General features: G+C 70.7%; 16 protein-coding genes and 1 pseudogene. 11 read left to right on the top strand and 6 right to left on the bottom strand.

Annotated features, from left to right (window positions below; all coding sequences use genetic code 11):
* Nucleotides 1-123: 123 nt before the first annotated feature.
* From EJ357_RS01070 to EJ357_RS01055, 4 genes and pseudogenes are all read right to left on the bottom strand, one after another.
* The gene (locus tag EJ357_RS01070) at nt 124-1,680 is read right to left on the bottom strand and encodes a GMC family oxidoreductase (protein ID WP_126387731.1); all 1,557 of its coding nucleotides are present in this window, start codon (nt 1,678-1,680) and stop codon (nt 124-126) included.
* Between the two features lie 96 nt (nt 1,681-1,776).
* Entirely contained in the window at nt 1,777-2,730 is a 954-nt protein-coding gene (locus EJ357_RS01065; protein ID WP_126387729.1) for an alpha/beta fold hydrolase, read from the bottom strand.
* 266 nt (nt 2,731-2,996) lie between these two features.
* Nucleotides 2,997-3,428 (bottom strand): annotated as a pseudogene (locus EJ357_RS50955) (IS701 family transposase); the annotation flags it as partial.
* A 187-nt stretch (nt 3,429-3,615) separates the two neighbouring features.
* Nucleotides 3,616-4,533, bottom strand: a complete 918-nt coding sequence (locus EJ357_RS01055; protein ID WP_175647255.1) for a LysR family transcriptional regulator — start codon at nt 4,531-4,533, stop codon at nt 3,616-3,618.
* 606 nt (nt 4,534-5,139) lie between these two features.
* Between EJ357_RS01055 and EJ357_RS01050 the strand changes: the two genes are divergently transcribed.
* The 7 genes from EJ357_RS01050 (at nt 5,140) to EJ357_RS01020 (ending at nt 15,267) form a co-directional block, all read left to right on the top strand.
* Nucleotides 5,140-5,805 (top strand): HAD family acid phosphatase, encoded by a 666-nt coding sequence (locus tag EJ357_RS01050; protein ID WP_126387725.1) that lies wholly within the window; start codon nt 5,140-5,142, stop codon nt 5,803-5,805.
* A gap of 194 nt (nt 5,806-5,999) precedes the next feature.
* Nucleotides 6,000-6,944: a hypothetical protein gene (locus EJ357_RS01045; RefSeq protein ID WP_126387723.1), complete on the top strand. Its 945-nt coding sequence runs from the start codon at nt 6,000-6,002 to the stop codon at nt 6,942-6,944.
* Between the two features lie 176 nt (nt 6,945-7,120).
* Entirely contained in the window at nt 7,121-8,062 is a 942-nt protein-coding gene (locus tag EJ357_RS01040) for an ATP-binding cassette domain-containing protein (RefSeq protein WP_126399054.1), read from the top strand.
* Between the two features lie 62 nt (nt 8,063-8,124).
* Nucleotides 8,125-9,201, top strand: coding sequence for a pyridoxal-phosphate dependent enzyme (locus EJ357_RS01035; protein WP_175647254.1), 1,077 nt, complete (start codon nt 8,125-8,127; stop codon nt 9,199-9,201).
* Nucleotides 9,198-10,724 carry an argininosuccinate lyase gene (gene argH / locus EJ357_RS01030; RefSeq protein ID WP_126387721.1) on the top strand — a complete coding sequence of 509 codons (1,527 nt, stop codon included), beginning with the start codon at nt 9,198-9,200 and terminating at the stop codon, nt 10,722-10,724. The genes EJ357_RS01035 and argH overlap by 4 nt, the downstream gene beginning before the upstream one ends.
* Nucleotides 10,721-12,004: an ATP-grasp domain-containing protein gene (locus EJ357_RS01025; RefSeq protein WP_175647253.1), complete on the top strand. Its 1,284-nt coding sequence runs from the start codon at nt 10,721-10,723 to the stop codon at nt 12,002-12,004. The genes argH and EJ357_RS01025 overlap by 4 nt, the downstream gene beginning before the upstream one ends.
* Nucleotides 12,001-15,267 carry a non-ribosomal peptide synthetase gene (locus tag EJ357_RS01020; protein ID WP_126387717.1) on the top strand — a complete coding sequence of 1,089 codons (3,267 nt, stop codon included), beginning with the start codon at nt 12,001-12,003 and terminating at the stop codon, nt 15,265-15,267. Before EJ357_RS01025 ends, EJ357_RS01020 begins: the two co-directional genes overlap by 4 nt.
* Before the next feature lie 64 nt (nt 15,268-15,331).
* On the opposite strand, the gene EJ357_RS01015 is transcribed toward EJ357_RS01020, so the two are convergent.
* Both EJ357_RS01015 and EJ357_RS01010 read right to left on the bottom strand, forming a co-directional pair.
* Nucleotides 15,332-16,285, bottom strand: a complete 954-nt coding sequence (locus EJ357_RS01015; RefSeq protein ID WP_126387715.1) for a TauD/TfdA family dioxygenase — start codon at nt 16,283-16,285, stop codon at nt 15,332-15,334.
* A gap of 115 nt (nt 16,286-16,400) precedes the next feature.
* Nucleotides 16,401-17,243 carry an ABC transporter permease gene (locus EJ357_RS01010; protein WP_126387713.1) on the bottom strand — a complete coding sequence of 281 codons (843 nt, stop codon included), beginning with the start codon at nt 17,241-17,243 and terminating at the stop codon, nt 16,401-16,403.
* Nucleotides 17,244-17,643: 400 nt separating this feature from the next.
* Between EJ357_RS01010 and EJ357_RS01005 the strand changes: the two genes are divergently transcribed.
* Genes EJ357_RS01005 through EJ357_RS00990 form a run of 4 tightly spaced genes read left to right on the top strand, consistent with a single transcriptional unit; the run spans nt 17,644 to nt 22,194 of the window.
* Nucleotides 17,644-19,359, top strand: coding sequence for a fatty acyl-AMP ligase (locus EJ357_RS01005; RefSeq protein WP_228472887.1), 1,716 nt, complete (start codon nt 17,644-17,646; stop codon nt 19,357-19,359).
* Complete coding sequence (locus tag EJ357_RS01000; protein ID WP_126387709.1) at nt 19,356-21,092, top strand: acyl-CoA dehydrogenase family protein; 1,737 nt, start codon at nt 19,356-19,358, stop codon at nt 21,090-21,092. Before EJ357_RS01005 ends, EJ357_RS01000 begins: the two co-directional genes overlap by 4 nt.
* Nucleotides 21,089-21,892, top strand: a complete 804-nt coding sequence (locus EJ357_RS00995) for a hypothetical protein (protein ID WP_126387707.1) — start codon at nt 21,089-21,091, stop codon at nt 21,890-21,892. Before EJ357_RS01000 ends, EJ357_RS00995 begins: the two co-directional genes overlap by 4 nt.
* Nucleotides 21,893-21,912: 20 nt before the next feature.
* Nucleotides 21,913-22,194 carry an acyl carrier protein gene (locus EJ357_RS00990; RefSeq protein ID WP_126387705.1) on the top strand — a complete coding sequence of 94 codons (282 nt, stop codon included), beginning with the start codon at nt 21,913-21,915 and terminating at the stop codon, nt 22,192-22,194.
* Nucleotides 22,195-22,218 lie beyond the last annotated feature (24 nt).

Raw genomic sequence — 22,218 nt, 5'->3', positions numbered from 1 at the left:
CGGTCGGTAGCGCTGTCTCAGGTGCCACACGAGAGGTGGACGCGCAGCGCGCAGACCAGCCCGTCCCGAACATCGGAGCAGGAACGGCACGACTTCCAACAGGGCTTCGAGCTCCGTAAGCGGTCACACCGGCGCCGGGAGACCGCGGATCATGTCTGCGGCCTTTTCCGCGATCATGATCGTGGGGGCGTTGGTGTTGCCCCGCACCACGGTGGGCATCACCGAGGCGTCCACCACCCGCAGGCCGCTCACACCGTGCACCCTGAGCCGGGAATCCACGACCGGGCCGATGGAGCAGGTGCCCGCCGGGTGATAGAGGGTCTGCAGCTCGCGCCGGGCGAAATCGAGCAGGCCGGCGTCGTCCGTGGAGCGCGGCACGCGGAAGTCGGCACGGCGGTGCTTGGCCAGGCTGGGCTGGTCGGCGATGTCGAGCAGTATCCGCAGTGCCCGGATCATCGTGGCGCGATCCTCTTCGGTGGTCAGGTAGTTGTGCAGAATGTGTGGCTTGGCGCTGGGGAGCGCCGAGCGTAGGGAGACCTTGCCCCGGCTCGTGGGAGCGAGCAGGACCGCACCGAACATGAAGGCGTGGCCGGTCACGGGGCTGATGCCCTCCTCATGGAACATCACCGGTGTGGCGTGCACCTGGATGTCGGGGGCGTCCAGTCCCTCACGAGTGCGGTGGAACCCGCCGGCCTCGCCGACGTTCGAGGTGAGCGGACCGCGGCCCTCGGTCTCGAGCAGGCGGAGATTGTCCGGCGTTTCGGCGGTGAACAGCGATTCGGTGTCGGTGAGATAGCCCAGCCCGACATGGGGATGATCCTGCAGGTTCTCCCCGACCGGGAGGTCGACGCGGGGCGTGATGCCGCGGGCCGCCAGTTCGCCGCCTGGGCCGATGCCGGAGAGCATGAGCAGCTGCGGAGAGTTGTAGGCACCGGCTGCCAGCACGACCTCCCGTTCGGCGCGCAGGCACAGCAGTTCGCCGTCCCGGTCCACCTCGACGCCGGTCGCACGGTCGCCGTCGAGCAGTACGCGGGTGCACTGGGCGCCGGTCAGCACCTCGAGGTTCGGCCGGGACAGGGCAGGCCGCAGATATGCGTCGGCCGTGCTGCAGCGCAGACCATCGCGCTGAGTGAGGTGGTAGTAGCCGACGCCGTCCTGCTCGGGGCCGTTGAAATCGCTGGTGTAGGGGTGGCCGGCTTCCTGTGCCGCCGCCACATAGGCGTCCATCAACGGATGTCGGGAGCGGCCTTCGCTGACCGTGAGCGGACCGCCGGTGGCGTGCCACGGTGACGTGGCGCCCGTGAAGTCCTCGGCCCGAAGAAAGTACGGCAGTACGTCCTGCCAGCTCCAACCGTCGGCGCCGCCGGCCGCCCAGGCGTCGTAGTCGCGGCGATTGCCTCGTATGTAGATCATCGCGTTCATCGAGGAGCAGCCGCCGAGCATGCGGCCCCTGGGCAGATATCGACGGCGGCCGTCCAGCCCCGGCTCACACTCGCTGAGGTAACTCCAGTCGTACTTCGTCTGGAAGAGCTTGCTGAACGCCGCTGGAACGTGGATCTCCGCGGCATCGTCCACAGGGCCCGCCTCGAGCAGCAGCACTCGTGCGCTCTCGTCCTCGGTGAGCCGGTCCGCCAGCACGCACCCGGCCGATCCGGCGCCCACGATGATGTAGTCGTACACCTGTGCCCCCCTGCCTCACCCGGTTGCTCGATCCCTTCACCCAAGCGGTAGCGGCGGGGGAATCCCACCGTGCTCTCGGCCATTGTCGAGGGGGCGTCAGCCGGCTCGGTCGGCCGCGTGCAGGGACACGACGGCCTCCACCAGGGCGTGTGGGTCCTCCCAGTTGAGCATGTGTCCGGCATCCGGCACGGTGACCAGGCGGGCCCCGGGTATCCCCGCGGTGAGGCGCCGGGCGTGGCTCGGCGGTGTGCTGCGGTCGGCCGAGCCGACCATGACGACGGTGGGAACCGTGATCTCGGGCAAGCGCGGATAGTGGTTCTCGCGCGCGAAGGCCCGGACGATCGGTACGAGCAGGGCATGGTCCTGGCGGAGGAAGACGTCGAGGAAGATGTCGATCATGGCCGGAGAGGGGTGCTTTCCGCACTGGGCGGCTCCGAAGAGGATTCCGCCGGTCCGGGTACGTGCCAGCTGCTGGAGGACGCCCCTCTCCAGCAGCGGTATCTGCAGCCGGTTGTGCGGCGCTCCGTCGTAGATGCGGCCCGCCCAGGTCGCGAACAGCACCAGACCGCGCAGCCGCCGGGCGACGCCGGGATGGTCGAGAACAGCGCGCAGCGCGACGAACCCGCCCATGGAATGCCCGACCAGCACGGCGTCCCTTACGTCGAAATGCTCGAGGACCGCGAGGTAGTCCTGCGCCATCGGGCCGGAGCCGATGCCGTCCGCACCGCAGGTGGAGCCCCCGTGGCCGCGCTGGTCGAAGAGGATGACACGGTGACCGCCAGCCACCAGGGTGGCCTGCACCAGGTTCCACTCCAGGAGCGAGACGCCGTAGCCGTGGGCCAACACCACAGGGGGCCCTTCACCCGCGACGACGGCGCGCAACACCGTCCCGTCGGGCCGGGACAGGAACACCTCCTCGCCCTCGGGCTCACGACCCAGCACTTCGCGGGGCACGGGATCCGGCTGACGTTCTATCCCAGCGGCCACCGCCCGCACCGCGAGGGCGGCGACGGCGGCCCCGGCAACACCCCAGACCAGCCTCGATTTCATCGAAATCCCTTGAGTTCGTCCTCGTGTCGGGCGGCCTCCGGGCCGACGTGCACTGACAGCGCCCATTGTGTATTGCCGTGTGGATGCGGACGGCGGTGTGCCAGGGTTTGGCCGGGACTCGCCTTTGCTGCTTTGAGGTAGGTACGTGTGGTGCTACCTGCGGCTTGTAGACCTCCTCCTGGGAGCACAGTTGGCAGCGCGGGCACAACCATCCGGTTCCGGGAAGCCGTTTCAGGGGCGGGTTCGTCTGCGGTAGTGGCAGGCGGGGGCAATGGCTTGGTGCCGTCTGCGCCTGCGTGATCAGTTCGGTGCGCCGACGCCGCGGCCCCGGCGGCGAGGAAGGTGTGCGCGAGCATGGCCAAGGTGATGTGCCGATACCAGCCCGGAGGCCGCCGCACCTCGTACCCGTCCAGGCCACACTGCCCCTTGGCGATCTGGAAACACTCCTCGATCGCCCAGCGGGAGCCGGCGACGCCGACCAGGTTCTCGACGGTGGTGCCGACGGGCGCATAGGCCAAGTCGTAGGCGATCTCGTTGGGGCGCGCGAGGCTGTGGCGGGCCAGCACCCACCGCTCGTGCGTGGGCGGGTCGGGGTCGAAGACGATAGTGACGGGCAGCTTCGCGGCGGACCAGCCGTAGATACGCGGGTCCTTGGCGCCGTCGCCGCAGGACAGCTGCTGCCAGACGTCGGCGGGGGATCCGCGCAGTGGCTGTACCGCTCACACCCCTCGCGGCTGACGACCAGGCAATCAAGCGCTGGTCGCCTCTCAACGCAGCGGCATGCCGGGCGATTTCGTAGCGGTCGGGTCGCTCCGCAGCTCTCCTACGGCCCGTGTCTCGCCGACGCCGGGCCACGAACATGGTCAGCTTCCTCTGATCCACCGGTCACATCTGCGCGGCCATCTGTCGCAGACGTCCCCGGAACCACTGATGCGCGGGGGAGTGCATGGTGTTCGGGTGCCAGAACATGGCGAGGTTCAGGGGTGGGTGGGGTATGGCGAGCGGCACCTCGCGCAGGCCGAGTGCGGGACCCAGCAGGTCGAAGAGGCGGCGCTGGGTCAGTGTGATCCGGTCCGACCCCGCGACCATGCCGAGGGCAAGGGTGAAGGACTCCACCGTGATCGCGGTCGGTTGACGCAGTGTCTGCTCGCTCAGCTTCACCTCGGACACGACCCGGTTTCCGCCCACGCCGTTGACCTGGACCGCCGGCGTCTGCGCAAGGGCCTTGGCGGTCAGCGGTTCCTCGGGGACGTGGTGGTCCTTGTCGGCGACGGCGATGAACTCGTCGGTGAACAGCGATTCGTGCGGGAAGCCCAGCAGGTCCGGTCCTGCCAGCTGTAAGGGCCAGAAGAGCAAGTCGCAGCGGCCGGAGCGCAGTTGCTCGATCAGATCCGCACGCAGCGGCTCCACATTGACCCGCACGCCGGGTGCGTCGGCGGTCAGTTCCCGCAGTGCGGGGCGCAGGAGTGTGCAGGCCGCGTAGTCGCTCGCGATCACGGTGAACGACCGTTGTTCGGAGCGGGAGTCGAAGGAGTGGCCGAAGCTCAGCGCGTCGAGCGCGGCGACCAGAGCGGTCTGTACCGGTTGCCGCAGCGACTCCGCGAACGGAGTGAGCACCAGCGTGCGGCCTTCCCGGATCAACAGGGGGTCGCCGAAGTGGCGCCGCAACTTGGCGAGTGTCGTGCTCATCGTCGGCTGCGCCATGGAAAGCCGCTCGGCCGCCTTCGTCACATTGCGCTCGACAAGGAGTGCGTTCAGCGGAATCAGTAGATTCAGGTCAGGTCTGCCCCGGTCGGTGGCCACTGCGGGGGTCCTTCCTTTCCAGTGCATCGCTGCGTCCTGCCCGGCGGGTGCGTATGGTCGCCGTCCTCGTCCTGGTGGTCGACCCTACCGTCGCGAGTGTCTTTTGCGGAGGTCAGAGCAGCTATCGAGGGCGGGAATGCGGTCCATAGGCAAATGATTCCTTCTGGATCGGAAGTCGGCCGCCTAGCATTCAAGCGCCATTGCGGAAATACCCTCGCGATGGTTTTGCAATTCAACTATTTTGCCGAGAGGTCTGCGTGCCGAAGCCTTTGGACGATTCCAACGGGCAGGGCCGGTTCCTTGTTCCGATGCGAGGATCGGCGCCTTCGGTGACGCCCCGGACGGCGTGCTCGACGAGTCCCGGAACGGCCGCCACGACCCTGCCGATGACGCCGTTCTGGGAGCGGTTCCAAGGCGGGTCGTCGTTGGCAGCTAGCTGTCATGGAACCGGACCGGCCGTCTGAAAGCAGGGGGTACGCCCGGTGGGGCGTCCTCCTGTAGCGGCCACACTGCTCGCCCGAACCCGACGGCCGACTTAGCTTCGAACGTGATCGATGGCCCTCGGTCACGATCTGCCGAATACGCCCGAATATGGAGGAATCAACCATGACAAGTGCTTTACGCAAGGCGCGGTCGAGCGCGGTCGTCGTCGCGACAGCAACGGCTGCGATGGTCGGACTGGCCGGCGGGGCCGGCGCGCAGACGACGGACGACACGCCGTCGCGTGCGGCCGTGGTGAACTCGGCCACCGCCGCGACCCCTCGTGCGGCGGCCGCGGCCGCGGTCGACTATGCGACCTGGCAGCGCGATGTCCGCAAGGTGATCGACGAGGCGCGGCCCTACGTCGAGCAGCGGATCGCGGGCGCCGGCGGTCAGAAGCAGGCCATCGTGCTCGACATCGACAACACCTCGCTGGAGACGCACTTCCAGTTGTTCCCGCCGACTCCCGCGGTGGCTCCGGTGCTGGATCTCGCCCGCTACGCCCATGACCGGGGTGTGGGGGTGTTCTTCATCACGGCGCGCCCGGACGTGCTGGAGCAGGTGACCCGGGGGAACCTGGTGCATGTCGGGTATCCCGTAACGGGCCTGTACCAGCGTCGGCTGGACGAACTCTTCGGTGACACCGCCGAATACAAGACGGCGAAGCGGGTCGACATCGAGGCCAAGGGCTACACCATCATCGCCAACATCGGGAACAACACGTCCGACCTGGTGGGCGGCCACGCGGACCGCACCTTCAAGTTGCCGGACTACGACGGCCAGTTGTCCTGATGCGGCCGCCCTGCCGCCTCACCGGGTGAACCGGAAGGTGCCGGGGACGCAGTAGCCGGGCGCATGGCTCATGCGAGCCGCGTATGAGCCGTGCGTACGGAAATCCTCAGTTCACCATGAGGTTTTCCGCACTTCCGCCATGCGGACTTCCGTAAAGTGCGTGCATCCTCAAATAATTGACTGGTCCAGTCCTGATGTATATCGTCCAGAATGGCTGGCCGGCCGCCAACGGGGGAGTGCAATGCAGGATGATTTTGGTCAAGCTTTCAGGGGGAGCTGTGCCAAGTATGTCTGCCAACAACGTGTCCACCGTCACTCTCACCGGCGCCGTCACTGATTCTGATGCCATCCGAATACCGGAAGGCCGCCGGCTCTCCAGTGGTGAGATAGAGCGCATGTTACTGGAGGCCCGGAGACTTGTGGAGACGGCGGTCGACCGCCATCGCAATGAGGGGCGACTGCTGACCGCGATGGAGTCGGACGAGGGGGTGGACGCCGCCGAGCGCTTCATCGAATCGGCGGAACGGACCGTCGCCGTGGTGCTCTCCGGGAGAAACGATCAAGTAACGGCCCGGCTGGTGGCCAGGCTGGGCCGGGCTGCCGCCCGGGGTATCGATGTCAGGGTGCTGGGACGGTTCGGACTGCTGGAGAACCCGTCCCTGCTGGCCCTGCTGGACAAGTACGCCTCCGGGGTCGAGGTCCGGCTCCTGAGGGCACCTCTGCAGGAAATGGTGCTCGTCGACGGGCTGTTGAGCGTGGTGTGGTCGCGCGTAGAGGGGCCCTGGCACGAGGCCGCGCTGGTGCGGGCTCCGGCCGTGCTGCGCAATCAGCGCACCCTCTTCATGGCCGCCTGGAGCCTCAGTGCGGCGCTGGAGGACCACCGGCGCCTCACCGGCCGGACCCGCAGCGCCGTGGCCCGGCGGATTCTGCTTGCCCTCAGTTCCGGCCGCACGGACGAAGTGGCCGCCCGCGAACTCGGCGTGTCGGTGCGTACCTACCGTAGGAATGTCGCCGAAATCACGCGTGAACTCGGCGCGAATTCAAGGTTCCAGGCCGGAGCCCGCGCCATGGAACTCGGCCTGCTGCCACTTGCGGCCAGCAGTCCTCCGGACAATGGTTCCCCCGACGATTCAACGTAAGGGAGCCGTAACAACTTGTCGTGGCGGGCCGGTTTCCCGCGATCGGCCCGGTACGCCTGGCAGCTTGCTGTAGCGCTCCTTGCGGGGCAAAGAGCAGGGAATGTAGGAATTCATCAGTCCTCACCGGACTGCCCCTGCCGCCCTCTGCGAGGAATGACGCCCCGGTGAACAGCGTGATGATCGAAACCGAAGAATTAAGCCGTTCCTACGGAAGCACGCGGGCTTTGGACGGTGTCAGCTTCCGTATGGGACAGGGGAAAGTGCTCTGCCTGCTCGGCCACAACGGGGCGGGCAAGAGCACGCTGGTCAGCATTCTCGCCACCGCGCTGCCCCCGACCCAGGGGGTGGCACGGGTGGCCGGATACGACGTGGTGCGCCAGGCGCGTGAAGTGCGTCGGCGCATCGGGCTGACGGGCCAGTTCGCCGCGGTGGACGGGAGCCTGTCCGGCCGGGACAACCTCGTCCTGGTGGCCCGGCTGCTCGGTGCACGCCGGGCCGAAGCCCGCACCAGGGCAGGGGAGTTGCTGGACGCCTTCGCCCTGACCGGCGCGGCCGACCGGGCGGCGTCGACCTACTCGGGCGGGATGCGCCGCCGTCTCGATCTCGCCAGCAGCTTCGTCGGCCACCCCCGGGTGCTGTTCCTCGACGAACCCACCACGGGGCTGGATCCGGTCAGCCGCGGCGCGCTCTGGGAGATGGTCCGGTCGGCGGTGGCGGGTGGCACGACCGTCCTGCTGACCACTCAGTACCTCGAAGAGGCCGAGCAGTTGGCGGACCGGGTGATCGTACTGGGCCACGGTCGGATCATCGCCGACGGCTCGGTGGCCCAGCTCAAGGAGCAGCTCGGCGTCAGTACCGTACGGGCCACCCTCGCCGATCCCGCCTCCAGGCCGGCGGCGCTGGCCGCGCTGCACCGCGCGGGTCTCGAACCGCAGCCCGGCGAACCGGCCGGCACGGTCGTGGCGCCGGTACGGGAGTCCGCCGCGCTGGCGGCGGTGGTACGGGCGCTGGACGAGGCCGGAGTCGCGATCACGGGCATCGCCCTGTCCGAGCCGACGCTCGACGACGTCTATGTGTCCCTCGCCGAGCGGCTCCCCGAGCTGCCGGTCCTCTCCTGACCGCCTGCCGAAGCCGAAGCATCTCCTCGCCCCACCCCCCATACCTTCCAGGGAGTTCTCCCATGCCGCCGCTGAGCACACTCACGTACCACTCCATCGCCGAGGCCCAGATGCTGCCGCGCCTGGTCCGGCTCGGCCCCAACCTCTACGGGGCGGTGTTCACCCTGATGAAGCTGGTGCCCGCGGAGTACATCCTGCGCCGGGCCATCGAGCGCGGTGAGCTCGAGGACGACGCCGTGATCGTCGAGACCACCTCGGGCACCTTCGGGCTGGCGCTGGCCATGCAGGCCGCGCTGATGGAACGCGAGCTGATCCTGGTCAGCGACCCCGCCATCGACGACAACATGCACCGCCGGCTGGCCGACCTCGGCGCCAAGGTCGAGATGTGCACGGTGCCCGCACCCGTCGGCGGCTACCAGGGCGCCCGACTCCAGCGGCTCGCCGAGATACGGGCCGGCCTGCCGTCCACCTACTGCCCGGAGCAGTACAGCAACCCCGACAACCCACGCTCGTACGCGCTGGTGGCGGAACAGCTCAGCCGCACCCTCGGCACCGTGGACTGCCTGATCGGCACCGTGGGCACCGCTGGATCGATGGTCGGCACCGTGCGCGGCCTGCGCGAACACACCCCGCACACGCTCGCCGTCGGCGTGGACAGCCACCGCAGCGTGCTCTTCGGCCAGCCCGACGGACCCCGCACGCTGCGCGGCCTGGGCAACAGCCTGTGGCCGCCCAACCTCGACCACACGGTCTTCGACGAGATCCACTGGTGCTCCGCCGCCGAGGCCTTCGCCCAGACCCGCGCCCTGCACGCCCAGCACGCCCTCTTCCAGGGCCCGACCAGCGGCGCCGCCCACCTCGTCGCCCAGTGGTACGCGGCCAACCACCCCGATCAGCTGTGCGTGGTGATGCTCCCCGACGAGGGATACCGCTACCAGGCCACGGTCTACGACGACAAGTGGCTCGCCGCCGAGGGCTATCTGCTGGCCGAGCGCCCCACTGAACCCGTCACCGTCGGCTCGCCCGCCGAGGCCGACGACCACTGGACCCGGCTCGTCTGGGGCCGCCGCTCCTACGAGGAGGTGCCCGGCGTCGTCCCCCGCGCCCGGCAGACCGTCCAGGAGCGGGCCCTGTCGTGACGGCCGACGCAACGCCCACGCCGACCGCCGCGCAGACGGCAACCGGTACGGGGCGACTCACCGCGACACTGCGCCCGCGCACCCGGCGGGTCGTGTACGGGTTCGGCGAACCCGGCCCCGAGGCGATACGCCAGGAGCTGGGGCCCATCACCACCATCGACCTGGCGCACGTGGTGATGCTCACCGAGTGCGGACTGCTGCCGCCCGGCCCGGCCGGCGCGCTCCTCGCCCGGATCACCCGGCTGCGCGCGGAGGACTTCCGCGAGCTGCACGGCCTTCCGGCGCCGCGCGGCCTGTACATGATGTACGAGGGCCACCTGGTGGCCGAGCTCGGTGCGGACGTCGGAGGCAAGCTGCACACCGGGCGCTCCCGCAACGACATCAAGGCCACCGTCACGGCGATGCGGCTGCGCACCGAACTCGCCGATCTGCTAGGCGAGTTGCTGCGGCTCCAGGCGGTCCTGCTCTCCCGGGCACGCGCCCACCGCGAGGTGGTCATGCCGATCTACACACACTTCCAGCCGGCCATGCCGGTCGGCTACGGCTACTACCTGGCCGGGATCGCGACCGCCCTCGACCGCGACCTCACCGCGCTGCGCCACACGGTGGACGAGCTGGACCGCTGCCCCCTGGGCGCAGGGGCCGTCTCCGGCACCGACCTGCCCATCGAACCGGCCCGCACCGCCGAGCTGCTGGGCTTCGCCGGGCCACCGCTGCACGCCACGGACGCGGTGGCGGCCCGGGACACCGTGCTGCGCGCCCTGGCCAACACTGCCTCCGCGGCACTGACGCTGAGCCGGCTCGCCACCGACCTCCAGCTGTGGAGCACCCAGGAGTTCGGGTTCGTCGACTTCCCGGAGCGGCTCGTGGGCGGCAGCTCCGCCATGCCGCAGAAACGCAACGCCTTCCTGCTGGAACACGTCAAGGCCAAGGCCGCGGCGGCCGTCGGCGCCTGGACGGCGTCCGCCTCCGCCATGAAGTCGACCCCGTTCACCAACTCCATCGAGGTCGGCACGGAGGCGGTCGCCGTGGCCTGGCCGGCGCTGGCCGCCGTACGGGACTGCGTCCTTCTCGCCCAGGTCCTGGTCAGCGGTGCCCGCCCGGTCCCGGAGCGGATGGAGCGGCGCGCGGAGGAAGGCTTCGTCACCGCCACCGTGATCGCCAACCGGCTGGTCGCACAAGGGGTTCCGTTCCGCACGGCACACCACGTCGTGGGAGCCGCGGTGCGCGACGCGATCGAGTCCGGGGCCACGGAACTCACCGGGATCGACCCGCCCGAGGGGGCACCGGACGGGGTGTCCGTCGCTGTGCCCTCACTGCGCGCGGCGGTCGACGCGCACGACCGGGGAGGCGGCCCCGGCGAGTGCGACCGGACCGTGGGCGTCCTGCGGGATCGGCTCACCGCGCACGGGACATGGCTCGCCGAACACCGCGCCCACACGCGCGACGCACGGCAGCGACTGGACAAGGCTGTCGGGTCACTGCTGACGGCAGGGGACGAGCACAGGGAGGGCGCGCCGTGAGCGGGCAGCAGTGGTTCGCGTTCGTGGAGAGCAACACCACCGGGACCGGACGGGAGTTCTGCGCCGCCGCGTGGGCGCGCGGACTGCGGCCCGTGCTGCTGACCCGGGACGCCGCCCGCTATGTGTACGTTGAACAGGACGGCGTCGAGACCCGGGTGCTCGACACCGGTGACATGGCCGCCGTACTCGACCACTGCGCCGAACTCCTGCGGGACGGCGGGCTCGCCGGGATCGCCTCCAGCTCCGAGTACTTCGTGTCCACCGCCGCCCTCGTCGCCGCCAAGCTCGGGCTGCCCGCCGCCGACGGGGACGCCATCGCCCGCTGCCGCGACAAGGAGACCCAGCGGATCGAGCTCGCGGCCGCGGGTGTCCCGGTGCCCCGGTTCACGGCCGCCACCGAGGCGGGCCAGGCGGTGCGCGCGGCGGCGGCGATCGGCCACCCGGTCGTGCTGAAGCCGGTGCTCGGGTCGGGCTCGGTCGGCGTACGGCTGTGCCGGGACGCGGCCGAGACCCGGGCGTGGGCGGCCGAACTGCTGGGCCGGGCGACCGACGAGCGCGGCAATCCCGTTCCGGGCCGGATCCTGGTCGAGGCGGCGGTCCAGGGACCCGAGTTCTCGGTGGAGACCTTCGACGGTGCGGTCGTCACCGCCGTCGCCAAACACATCGGACCCGAGCCGTACTTCGTGGAGACCGGGCACGACGTGCCCGCGCCAGTGCCGGAGCGGACCGCCGCCGCGCTCGGCGACACCGCACTGCGGGCGCTCGCGGCACTCGGCCTCGGCTGGGGCGCCGCCCACACCGAACTGCGGCTGACCGACGAGGGCCCCGTCGTCATCGAGGTCAACCCGAGGCTCGCGGGCGGCATGATCCCCGTCGCGGTGCGCGCCGCCCTCGGCATCGACCTCGTCGACGCGGTGATCGCCCGTGCGGCCGGGCAGCCGGTGCCGCCCGCCCGGGACGCGGCGGGGCGTGCCGCTGTCCGGTTCCTGCACATGGAGCGCGAGGGGCGGGTCACCGACATCGCGGGCCTCACGGCCGCGCGCGAGGCGCCCGGTGTGGTCGCCGTCGGGATCAACACCGCCGTCGGGCGGACGGTGCGCCGTACCAACTCCTTCCAGGACCGGCTGGGCAGCGTGGTCGCCACGGGCGCGGACCCGCAGCAGGCGGGGGCACGCGCGTGGGACGCCACCCGGCTGATCACGATCGGGCAGACGGACCCGGAAGAACGCCCGCAGCACGAGAATCTCGCAGGACCCGCACAGGGAGCCGGGGGACGATGATGAGCGACCAAGCCCAGAACCACGCCTTCACCAGAATCCCGCGGTGGACACCGCCCTCCGGCGGGGAGTCCGGTACGGGGGTGCACGGCGTCCGGCTCCACGCCGAACTCGCGGACGGACTGGAGCACACCGCCGAGCGGCTGGGTACGCCGGTGGAGGCCCTCCTTCTCGCCGCGCACGCCCGGGTGCTGGCCACCGTGGCAGCCGAACGCGACCTGCTCCTCGGCTATGTGCCACCGACGGGCCCGGGGCACGCCCGCCCGCTGAGTCTGTACGTCACCGACTCCACGTGGGCGGAACTCGTCACCGCCGCCGCCGAGGCCGCCGACCGCGAGCCCGGTGCCCTCGGCGGGGTGCTGCCGGAGGCCGTGCTGGACCTGACGGGCTTGGCCATCACGGCAGTCGGCGAGCCGAACGCGCTCCCCGAAGGCGCGGTGGTGCGCGTCGCGTGGGACCGGGACGACGAGGGCGGGCTCGCGCTGCGCGTGCTGCACGACCGGTCCGCCGTCGACGGGACGTACGCCGAGCGGCTCGCGGGATACCACCTGGCAGCGCTGCGGCTGCTGGTGGCGGATCCGCAGGAACGGCACGAACCGCAAAGCCTGCTGACGGACCAGGAGTGCCAGCACCTGATCCACGGTCTCGCCGGGCCGCGGGTCGAGCTGTCCGAACTGACCTTCGTGGACCTGTTCGAGGAGCGGGTGCGGGACAACCCGGAGGCGGTGGCCGTCGAGCACCGGCAGACCCGGTGGACGTACCGGGAGCTGGACGAGCGGGCCAACCGGATCGCGCACGCGCTGCTCTCCGCCGGGGTGGGCGCGGAGGACGTGGTCGCCGTCGTCATGGACCGCAGTCCGGACTGGATCGCCGCGGCGATCGGCGTGTTCAAGGCGGGCGGCGTCTACCTGCCGGTGTCGCCGGACTTCCCGGCCGAGCGGGTGGCCGCCCAACTGGACCGCAGTGCCTGTGCGTTCGCGCTGACCGAGCCGGGCAGTGAGGAACTCGTACGAAAAGCCGCCGGCACCCGCGACCTCACCGCGCTCTCGGTGCCGGGCGTCCTCACGGAGGACGGCCCCAGGCACGCGCCGCGCGTGCCCATCCCACCCGACCAGGCCGCGTACATCTACTTCACCTCGGGCTCCACCGGCACCCCCAAGGGCGCGCTGTGCGAGCACGCCGGCTTCGTCAACCACCTCTACATGAAGATCGACGACACCGGGATGGCACCCGGCCCCGGTGAGGTCGTCACCCAGATCGCCTCGCAGTGCTTCGACATCTCCCTGTGGCAGTTCGCGGCGCCCCTCGTCACCGGCGGCAGCGTCCGTGTCTTCGACACCGCCACCCAGCTCGACGTACCCGCCTTCCTCGACGAACTCGTCGCCGGCCGGGTCACGGTCGCCCAGGTCGTCCCCTCCTACCTGGAGGTCCTGCTCACCCGGCTGGAACAGCACCCGCGCCCGCTCGGTGATCTGCGCGTTGTCTCCGTCACCGGCGAGGCGCTCAAGTACGAACTGGTGCAGCGCTGGTTCGCCGCCTGTCCCGGGATCAAGCTGATCAACGCCTATGGCGCCACGGAGACCTCCGACGACGCCATGCACGAAGTAATGGACCGGGTCCCGGAACGGGACTTCGTGTCAGTCGGGCGCTCGCTGCGCAACGTCAACACCTACGTCCTCGACGAGAACCTGGCGCTGGTACCGCTCGGTTCACCCGGCGAGATCGCCTTCTCCGGGGTCTGCGTGGGCCGCGGATACATCAACGACGAGGAGCGCACCCGGCAGGCCTTCGTCCCCGATCCCTTCCGGCCGGACACCCGGATGTACCGGACCGGGGACTTCGGACGGTGGCTGCCCGAGGGCCGCATCGAGTTCCTGGGCCGCCGCGACGAGCAGGTCAAGATCCGCGGCTTCCGCATCGAGATCGGCGACATCGAGAGCAAGCTGCTGGCCATGGCCGGCGTACGCGAGGCCGCCGTGGTCGTCGACGGCACCGGCGAACAGCGCAGCCTCGTCGCCTTCTTCAGCGCCGCCGATGAAGAGGAGCTGCCCGCCGAGCGGGTACGGGAGTTCCTCGCCACGGTGCTGCCGGAGTACATGGTGCCCACACATATCCACCGCATGGAGCGGCTGCCGCTCACCGAGAACGGCAAGATCGACAAGAAGTCGCTGGTCCGGCGGGCCGCGATGCCGGGCCAGAGCGCTGAAGACGCGCCGGCCACTCCCGCCGAGCGGCGCCTCGCTCAGCTGTGGTCGGAGGTCCTCGGCGTACCGCCGGAGCGCATCGGCAGGTCCGACAGCTTCTTCGAGCTCGGCGGCACCTCGCTCGCCGCCGTGCGGTTCCTCGTCCGCCTCGACCGGGCGCTGTCGCTGAAGGACCTCGCGGCCCACCCGGTGCTCGCCGACCTCGCCGCGGCTCTCGACGCCGGTGCTACGGGCACGGCGGCCACCGGGCTGCTCCAGCAGCTGTCCGCCGTACGCGATCCGCACCGCACCCTCGTCTGCTTCCCCTACGCGGGCGGCAACGCCGTCAACTTCCGTTCCCTGGCAGCCGAGTTGGACCGCGACGGGATCGCGGTGCTGGGCGTGGAACCCCCGGGCCACGATTTCACCGGCGCGGGCGCGGGCGAGCCGATGCTGGATGTCCCGGACATCGCCCGGCGGGTACGGGACGAACTCGCCGAGCAGGTCACCACACCCGTACTGCTCTGGGGCCAGGGCACGGGCGGCGCCGCCGCGCTGGAGACGGCCCGGCTGCTGGCCGATGCGGGCCGACCCGCCGAGCGCGTCTTCCTCGGCGGCCTGCTGCTCGGCGAGGCCGACACGCGGGCCGCCGAGATGGCCGAGGCAGCGGCCACCGACGACACCGCCCTGCTCGCCCGGCTGCGGGCGGGCAACGCCCACGTCGAGCTCGACCTGCCGGAACCGGGGCGCGCCGAGGTGGTGGGCCGCGCCTACCGGCACGACGTGCTGACCGCGGGCAGTCGGCTGATCCGGCTGCGCGAGGACACGGCGGCGTACCGGATCGACGCCCCGGTGGACGTCGTGGTGGCCCGTGACGACCCCGCTGCGGCGGACTACGCCCAGGGGTACGGGGACTGGAAGGCGGTCTCCGACCATGTCACCATCCTCGAACTGGAACAGGGCGGGCCCTACTTCGTCAGCACCCGGCCGGTGGATGCCGCCGACGTGGTGCGCCTGCGCTGCGCACGGCCGGGAGCACCGGCGGGACCGGGAGCATCGACGGGACCGGGAGAACCCGGGTAACGGCGAGGCGCACGCCAGAGGGGCCGCACCCGGCAGGTGCGGCCCCTTCTCCTGGTTGCGCGGGCTAACGGCGGAGCGGTTCGCCCAGGCCCACGACGATCTCCCGCTCGCCCTGGTACGGCTCGCGGCTGTGGGCCGTACGGAAGTTGTCGACCACCATCACGTCGCCGTGCTGCCACGGCTCGCGCACCGTGTGCCGCTCGTAGACCTCGTTGATCAGATCCACGGTGGCTCGGTCCAGCGGCGAGCCGTCACCGTAGAAGGTGTTGAAGGGCAGACCCTCGGGGCCGAACTCCGAGGTCAGGAACTCCCGTACGTCGGGCGCCATGGTCCACTCGTTGAGGAACGCGATCTGGTTGAACCAGCACCGCTCACCCGATACGGGATGCGGTACCACCGCCGACCGGATCTGCCGGGTACGGAGCCCGCCCTCCTCGTCCCAGTGCGCCGTGATGCCGTGATCCGCGCAGTAACGCTCCACCTCGGTACGGTCCTTGGCGTCGAAGGCGTCCTGCCAGCCGATCCCGAGGAACGGGTTGTAGTGGCGGGTCAGCAGCCAGCCGTGGCGCTCGAAGCGATCGACGAGTTCGGCCGGCAGATCCCGCAGCACGGCACGGGAGTCGGCGAGGGCCGTCACCCCGCCGGAGGAGGGCGGGGTGACACAGGCGAAGGCGAGCAGGCTGGGTGTCTCGGCCGCGTAGCTGAGCTCGTGGTGCATGCACATGGGCTGGTCGGCCGGCCAGTGCGAGGACGAGTACACGCCCGCCGCCCGCCCGTACGGGGCGCGGGGTGCGAACCCTTCGCGCTCGACCATGCCCGTGCCGATGACCCGGCGTACGGCGGCGACGGCCCGGGCACGGTCGTCCAGTGGTAGCCCACGCACCAGCACGGCACCGTGCCGGGCCACCGACTCCCGTATCTCGTCCAGGTGTCCGTCGAGCCAGATCTCGGGGTCGCTGCCGGGCGCGGCGGTCAGCCGGGCCAGGAGCTCCGGTTCGTCCGGTCGGGATTCGGTCATGGGGCGCTCCGTTTCGTCAGGCACAAGAGGTTCGTCAGGCACAAGAGGTTCGTCAGGCACAAGAGACAGGAGAGAAGGCGAGGGTGGTTCGGGTCGGGTGAGGGGGTGGGCCGGGTCAGGTGAGAGGCCGCCGGAAACCCCGTATCGCCACGGTCGAGCCGACGACGGCCACCAGGGCGCTCGCCGCCAGCGCGGACCACACCTGCATGCCCAGTGGCTGGTCCAGGGTGAGTGCGCGAGTCGCGTCCATGGCGTACGAGAGCGGGTTGAGTATCGCGAGCACCTGGAGCCAGCCCGGCATCCGCTCCACCGGGACGAAGGCGCTGGAGGCGAACATCAGCGGGAACGTCGCAAGGTAGGCCGCGCTCTGCATCGCCTCGGCGCTGCGCAGCCATGCCGCCAGCGCCAGGAAGATCCAGGTCAGCGCCCACACCACGACACAGGTCAGCAGCAGTGCGGCCAGCAGCCCCAGGGCGCCGCCTGCCGGATCGCTGCCCAGGAACACCACCGACACCAGCAGGACGATCACCAACTGCCCGGTGGTGCGCAGCAGATCGGCGAAGCTGCGGGCGAACAGCAGCAAGGGGGCGTGGATGGGCAGCGTGCGCAGCCGGGCCACGGCCCCGTTGTCCATGTCCCGGACGAGACCGATGCCGGACGCCACGGCCGGCCCGATGCCGGTGGAGATCAGCAGCGCGGGCAGCAGATAGTCCAGATAGCTGACGTTGTCGGGTAACTGGCCGCGGTCGACGATGCTGCCGAAGACCTCGCTGAGCAGCAACAGCATGAACACCGGTTGGAGCATGCCGAGAAGCAGCGTCGGGGGGTGCTTGAAATGGGCTTTCACCGAGCGGACGGTCAGAATCCATAATTGCGCGGCCGGACTGCTGCCGTGCCAGTCGGGATGCTTTCCGGTGATTCCGGCTTCCGGAGTCGGTGACAGCTGTGTGCTGGTCATGGAATTCCTCATGGGGAGAAGGTCCGAGCCGCGCCGGTAAATGGCTGCCGCCCTGTGACCCTACTTGGCGGAACACGGCTGCGGCGTGGGATCCCATGGCCGGTACCGGCCGCAACTCCCCTGGCTAGGTGCGCGATTTGGGTGATTTGGCCACTTCGGGGGAGTGCCGTGCAGCGTGTCCTGCAGTTTGTTGTCAGTCGCCTTCACAGGGTTCCGTGGCCGCCGGTAGAAAGACACGACAGTTCTGTTTCGGGTCTGCCGAAACCAATTAGCGGAAACGAAGGGCAGGGCCTCGGATATGGCGGGAATCGTCACCGCCCCCAGCGTCACCGCTGTGCTCAGGGCACACGCGGAAAACCGCCCGGAAAAGCAAGCGTCGGCATTTGTGACCGACGGATTCATGGCGGACCCGTTCGCCACGGACCCGGCGCGGGCGGACGCGGTGCGGTGGCTCGACTACGCCGGACTCGACGAGGGTGCCAGGAGCGTCGCCGCACGACTGCGCGCCGCGGGCGTCGTTCCCGGCGACCGCGTCGTCCTGCTGCACCCCGCCGGACTCCCCTTCCTGACCGCCTTCTTCGGCTGTCTGTACGCCGGCGCGGTCGCGGTCCCGTCCTCGCTGCCCGGCCGCTACCGACATGAGCGGCACCGGGTGCGGCGGATCGTCGCCGACTCGGGTGCCGCCGTGATCCTCACCGACGCCGCCACGCACGGTGAGGTCGAGGAGTGGATGGCCGAGGAAGGACTCGGCCGGGTACCCCTCCTGGTGTCCGACGAGGAGACCGAGGCGGGCCCGGACCCCGACGGCTGGACGATGCCCGACGCCGGGCACGACACGCTCGCCGTGCTCCAGTACACCTCCGGATCGACCGGCGACCCCAAGGGCGTCATGATCAGCCACGGGAATCTGCTGCACAACAGCGCCCGACTGATCGACGCGCTCGGGATGGACGACAACTTCCCGGCCGGCGGCTGGATCCCGCACTTCCACGACATGGGGCTGATGGGCTCGATCCTCCCTCAGCTGATGACCGGCTCGACGACCTTCCTGATGAGCCCCACCACCTTCCTCAAGCGGCCCCATCTGTGGCTGCACATGATCGACCGCTTCGACCTCAAGGCCTCGGCAGCCCCCGACTTCGCCTACGACGTGTGCAGCCGCCGGGTCACCGAGGCGCAGTCCGAGGGACTCGACCTGTCGCGCTGGCACTACGCCCTCGACGGCTCGGAACCCGTGCGCGCCGCCGTCCTCGACCGGTTCCACCAGCGCTTCGCGCGGCACGGCCTGCGCGCCGACGCCCTCGCCCCCTGCTACGGCATGGCCGAGGCGACCCTCTTCATCTCCGGGTCCTTCCGCACCGAACCACGGGTGGTCGAGGTCGCCGCCGAACTCCTGGAACGCCACGAGTTCCGCCCCGCGGTGACCGCCGCGGACGAGCCGCTGCGCCAGGTCGTCAGCTGCGGCCCGCCGCTCGGCGCCGAGGTGCGGGTGGTCGACCCCGACACACTGCGGGTGCTGCCGGAAGGGAGTGTCGGCGAGGTCTGGGTACGCGGAGACATCGTCGGCCAGGGCTATTTCGACCGCGAGGCGACCAACGAGGACGAGTTCCGCGCCACGACGGCGGACGGCGACCCCGGGTATCTGCGCACCGGCGACCTCGGGGCCCTGCACGAGGGCGAGCTGTACATCACCGGCCGCATCAAGGACGTACTGAATCTGCGCGGTCGCAATCTCTACCCCCAGGACATCGAGCACGAACTGCGCGCCCAGCGACCCGAGTTGGGCAATCTCGTCGGCGCGTGCTTCGCGGTGCCGGGGGAGGGGCCGCAGGGCGACGAGGTGCTGGTGGTCACCCACGAGGTGCGCGGCATCAAGGAGGAGGAGCGGCTGCGCGAGCTCGCCGCCGAGATGCGGCTCACCGTGGCGCGCGAATTCGGCGCACCCGTGGGGGCCGTGCTGCTGCTGCGGCCCGGCGGCGTGCGGCGCACCACCAGCGGCAAGATCCAGCGCTCCGCGATGCGGGAGCTGTTCCGCACGGGCGAGCTGGAGCCCACGTACGCGGACTACCAGCCGAGTCTGCTGCGTCGCCCGGCGCCCGCGGAGGCCACCGCATGACCGCCCCCACGACCACCCCCGACACCGTGACGAACCGTCTCGACCTCCTGCTGGCCTCACTCGGCGGACCTGGCCTGCCCTTCTCCGCCGAGACGCTCGCGGAACTGGACCGGGCGGAGACCTTCCCCGCCGAGGCGTGTGCCTTCCTCGACGCGTTCGGACTGCGCCGCTACTACGTGCCCGTCGAACACGGCGGCGCCCTCGGCGACTTCTCCGCCGTGATGACCATGCTGCGCAGCGTGTCGCGGGCCGACCTGACCGTCGCCGCCTCGCACGGCAAGACCTATCTCGGCGCCGTCTCCACCTGGATCGCCGGAGAGCCGGAAGCCGCCCGGCGGCTGGGAGAGCGGATCACCCACGGCGAGACCGTCTCCTGCGCCCTGACCGAACGCGACCACGGCAGCGATCTGCTGGCGGGCGAGGTCACCGCCCGGCTCGCCCCGGACGGTGGCTGGCTGCTGAGCGGCGAGAAGTGGCTCATCAACAGCGCCACCCGGGCCGGCCTGGTCACCGTGCTCGCCCGCACCGCCGAAGCCGGCGGCCCACGCGGCTTCAGCCTCTTCCTCGTCGACAAGTCCCGCCTTCCGGCCGGCACCTTCAGCTGCCTGCCGAAGGTCCCCACCTACGGCATCCGCGGAGCCGACATCAGCGGCATCGCCTTCCACGACGCGCCGCTGCCCGAGGACGCGCTGATCGGCGCGGTCGGCCAGGGCGTCGAGACCATCGTGAAGGCCCTGCACCTGACCCGCACGGGCTGCGCCGCGATGTCCCTGGGCGCCGGCGACCAGGCACTGCGGCTCGCGGCGGAGTTCACCCAAGGCGCGCAGGCCGGGACCATCCCCCTCGCCCGACGTCCCTACATCAGGCGGGAGTTGGGCGACGCGGCGGCAGGGCTGCTGCTCGCCGACGCCGTCGGACTGGTGGCGATGCGCTCCGTGCACGCGCTCACCGGCGAGATGAGCGTCGTGTCGGCGGTCGCGAAGGCCTTCGTGCCCTCCGCGGTCGACGAGATCGTCGCCCGGCTGCTCCAACTGCTCGGCCCGTACGGGCTGCTGGGCGCTGGCGACCCGCACGGCAGGTTCGCCAAGCTGGAGCGCGACCACCGCATCATCGGCATCTTCGACGGCAGCAGCCTCGTCAACCGCAACGCGCTGATCGAACAGTTCCCCCGGCTCGTCCGCGCCTACCGCAAGGGCCGCTGGGACGAGGCGGGCCTCGCCGAGGCGACCGGTCCCCACGTGCCCCTGCGGCCCTTCCGCTCCGACGCCCTCAGCCTGCTCTCCGGCGACGGCGCCTCCGTCGTCGCGGGCCTGGCCGACGCCGTCGCTCAGGTCAGGGCCATCGCCTCCGCCCCGCTCGCGGCCCTCACCGAGCGCGTCCTGGACGCCACCGGCCGGCTCCACGAGGAAATGGCGCAGGTCCGCTTCGCACCCCGCGCGGTGCCCGCCCACGCCTTCGACCTCGCCGAGCGCTACGAACTGTGCTTCGCGGCGGCCTCGGCACTGCACCTGTGGGTGCGCACGTCGCCCGCGGGCGGCGACGAGACCTGGCTGCGCGGCTGCCTCGTCAAAGCACTCACCGAGCTCGGCGACAAGGTCGACGACACCGAGCTCGACGTCCTCGACGACCTCGCCGACGCGCTCGTCTCCCGCCCGCCCGGCACCTTCCGCACCCTCCTCGACCACCTCGGCCAGGCAGGGCCCGCCGACTCCCGGGAGGCGACCGCCTCGTGAACACGACCGCCACCACCGTCGAGGAGCGGCTCGGCGACCCGTACGACACCGCGAACCCCTTCGGATTCCACGCGATCGTCGCCGCGCGGGAGGCCGGCCGACCGCTGGACGGCGAGCCGCTCGACCTCGGTGACGCGCAGGACACCGAGCGGCTGATGCACGCGGCTCGGGCCGTGTACCGCCGATCGCCCGCGCTCGCCCGGCCCCCGGCCGACGGCGCCGTCGCGGCGGGCGCGGCCGTCGGCGCGCTCGACTCCGGACTGCGGATCGCGATACGGCACCTGCGGGCCCGCAGACTGTACGGGGCGGCGGCCGCCGACATTCCCCAACTGCGGGCCGTACTCGCCGGAGTCCTAGCCGATCTGCTGCTGTGCGACGCGCTGACCACACTCGCGGTCCGCGACACCGAGAACGCACCGGACTCCGACTTCGTGCCCCGCGTGCTCCAGGCCGCCATGGACCGCCTGTCGCTGCTCATGGGATCGCGCTTCTACATCAGGCAGGGCGAACACGCCGTGTTCCAGCTGTTGTTGAGCGAGACACAGCAGGCCCTCTTCGTCCCCGGCCGACCACCGCGATCCCCTTCCGCCCCGGTGCCCCTGAACGCCGCCACCGCCCTCTGCGACCCCGAACTGCTCGCCGCGGCCCCCGGCCGCACGCTGTTCCCCGCCGCCACCCGGCGACGCGCGGCGCAGCCGGCAGGCCCGGTTCAGGAGCGGCTGTACGAGGAGCTCGTACGCCGCTACGAGGCCTCGCGCGCCTTCGACCTCACCGAGCGCCCCCTCCCCGACCGTCCGTGACCCCCTCTGAGGAGACCGCCATGCCCCTGCCCGACTCAGGCGTCGAGACCCATACGGTCGACGGCCTCCGCGCCTGGCTGACCGACTGCGTCGCCACCCACCTGGATCGGCCCGCCGACGCCATCGACACCAGCGTGCGGCTGTCCGACTACGGACTCGACTCGCTGTACGTCCTCGCCGTCGCCGCCGAACTCGAGGACCACCTCGACATCTCCCTCGACCCGACGCTCATGTGGGACAACCCGACCATCGACGCGCTCAGCGAGGCCCTGGTCGCAGAACTGGCCCAGACCCACGTCTGACGGCGCGCCCGCGCCCGTCCGCCG

Source organism: Streptomyces cyaneochromogenes (assembly GCF_003963535.1).
In the GTDB taxonomy this organism is placed as follows: domain Bacteria; phylum Actinomycetota; class Actinomycetes; order Streptomycetales; family Streptomycetaceae; genus Streptomyces; species Streptomyces shaanxiensis.
The sequence above is the reverse complement of the archived record's forward strand: the minus strand, read 5'-3'. Positions and strand labels throughout refer to the sequence as shown.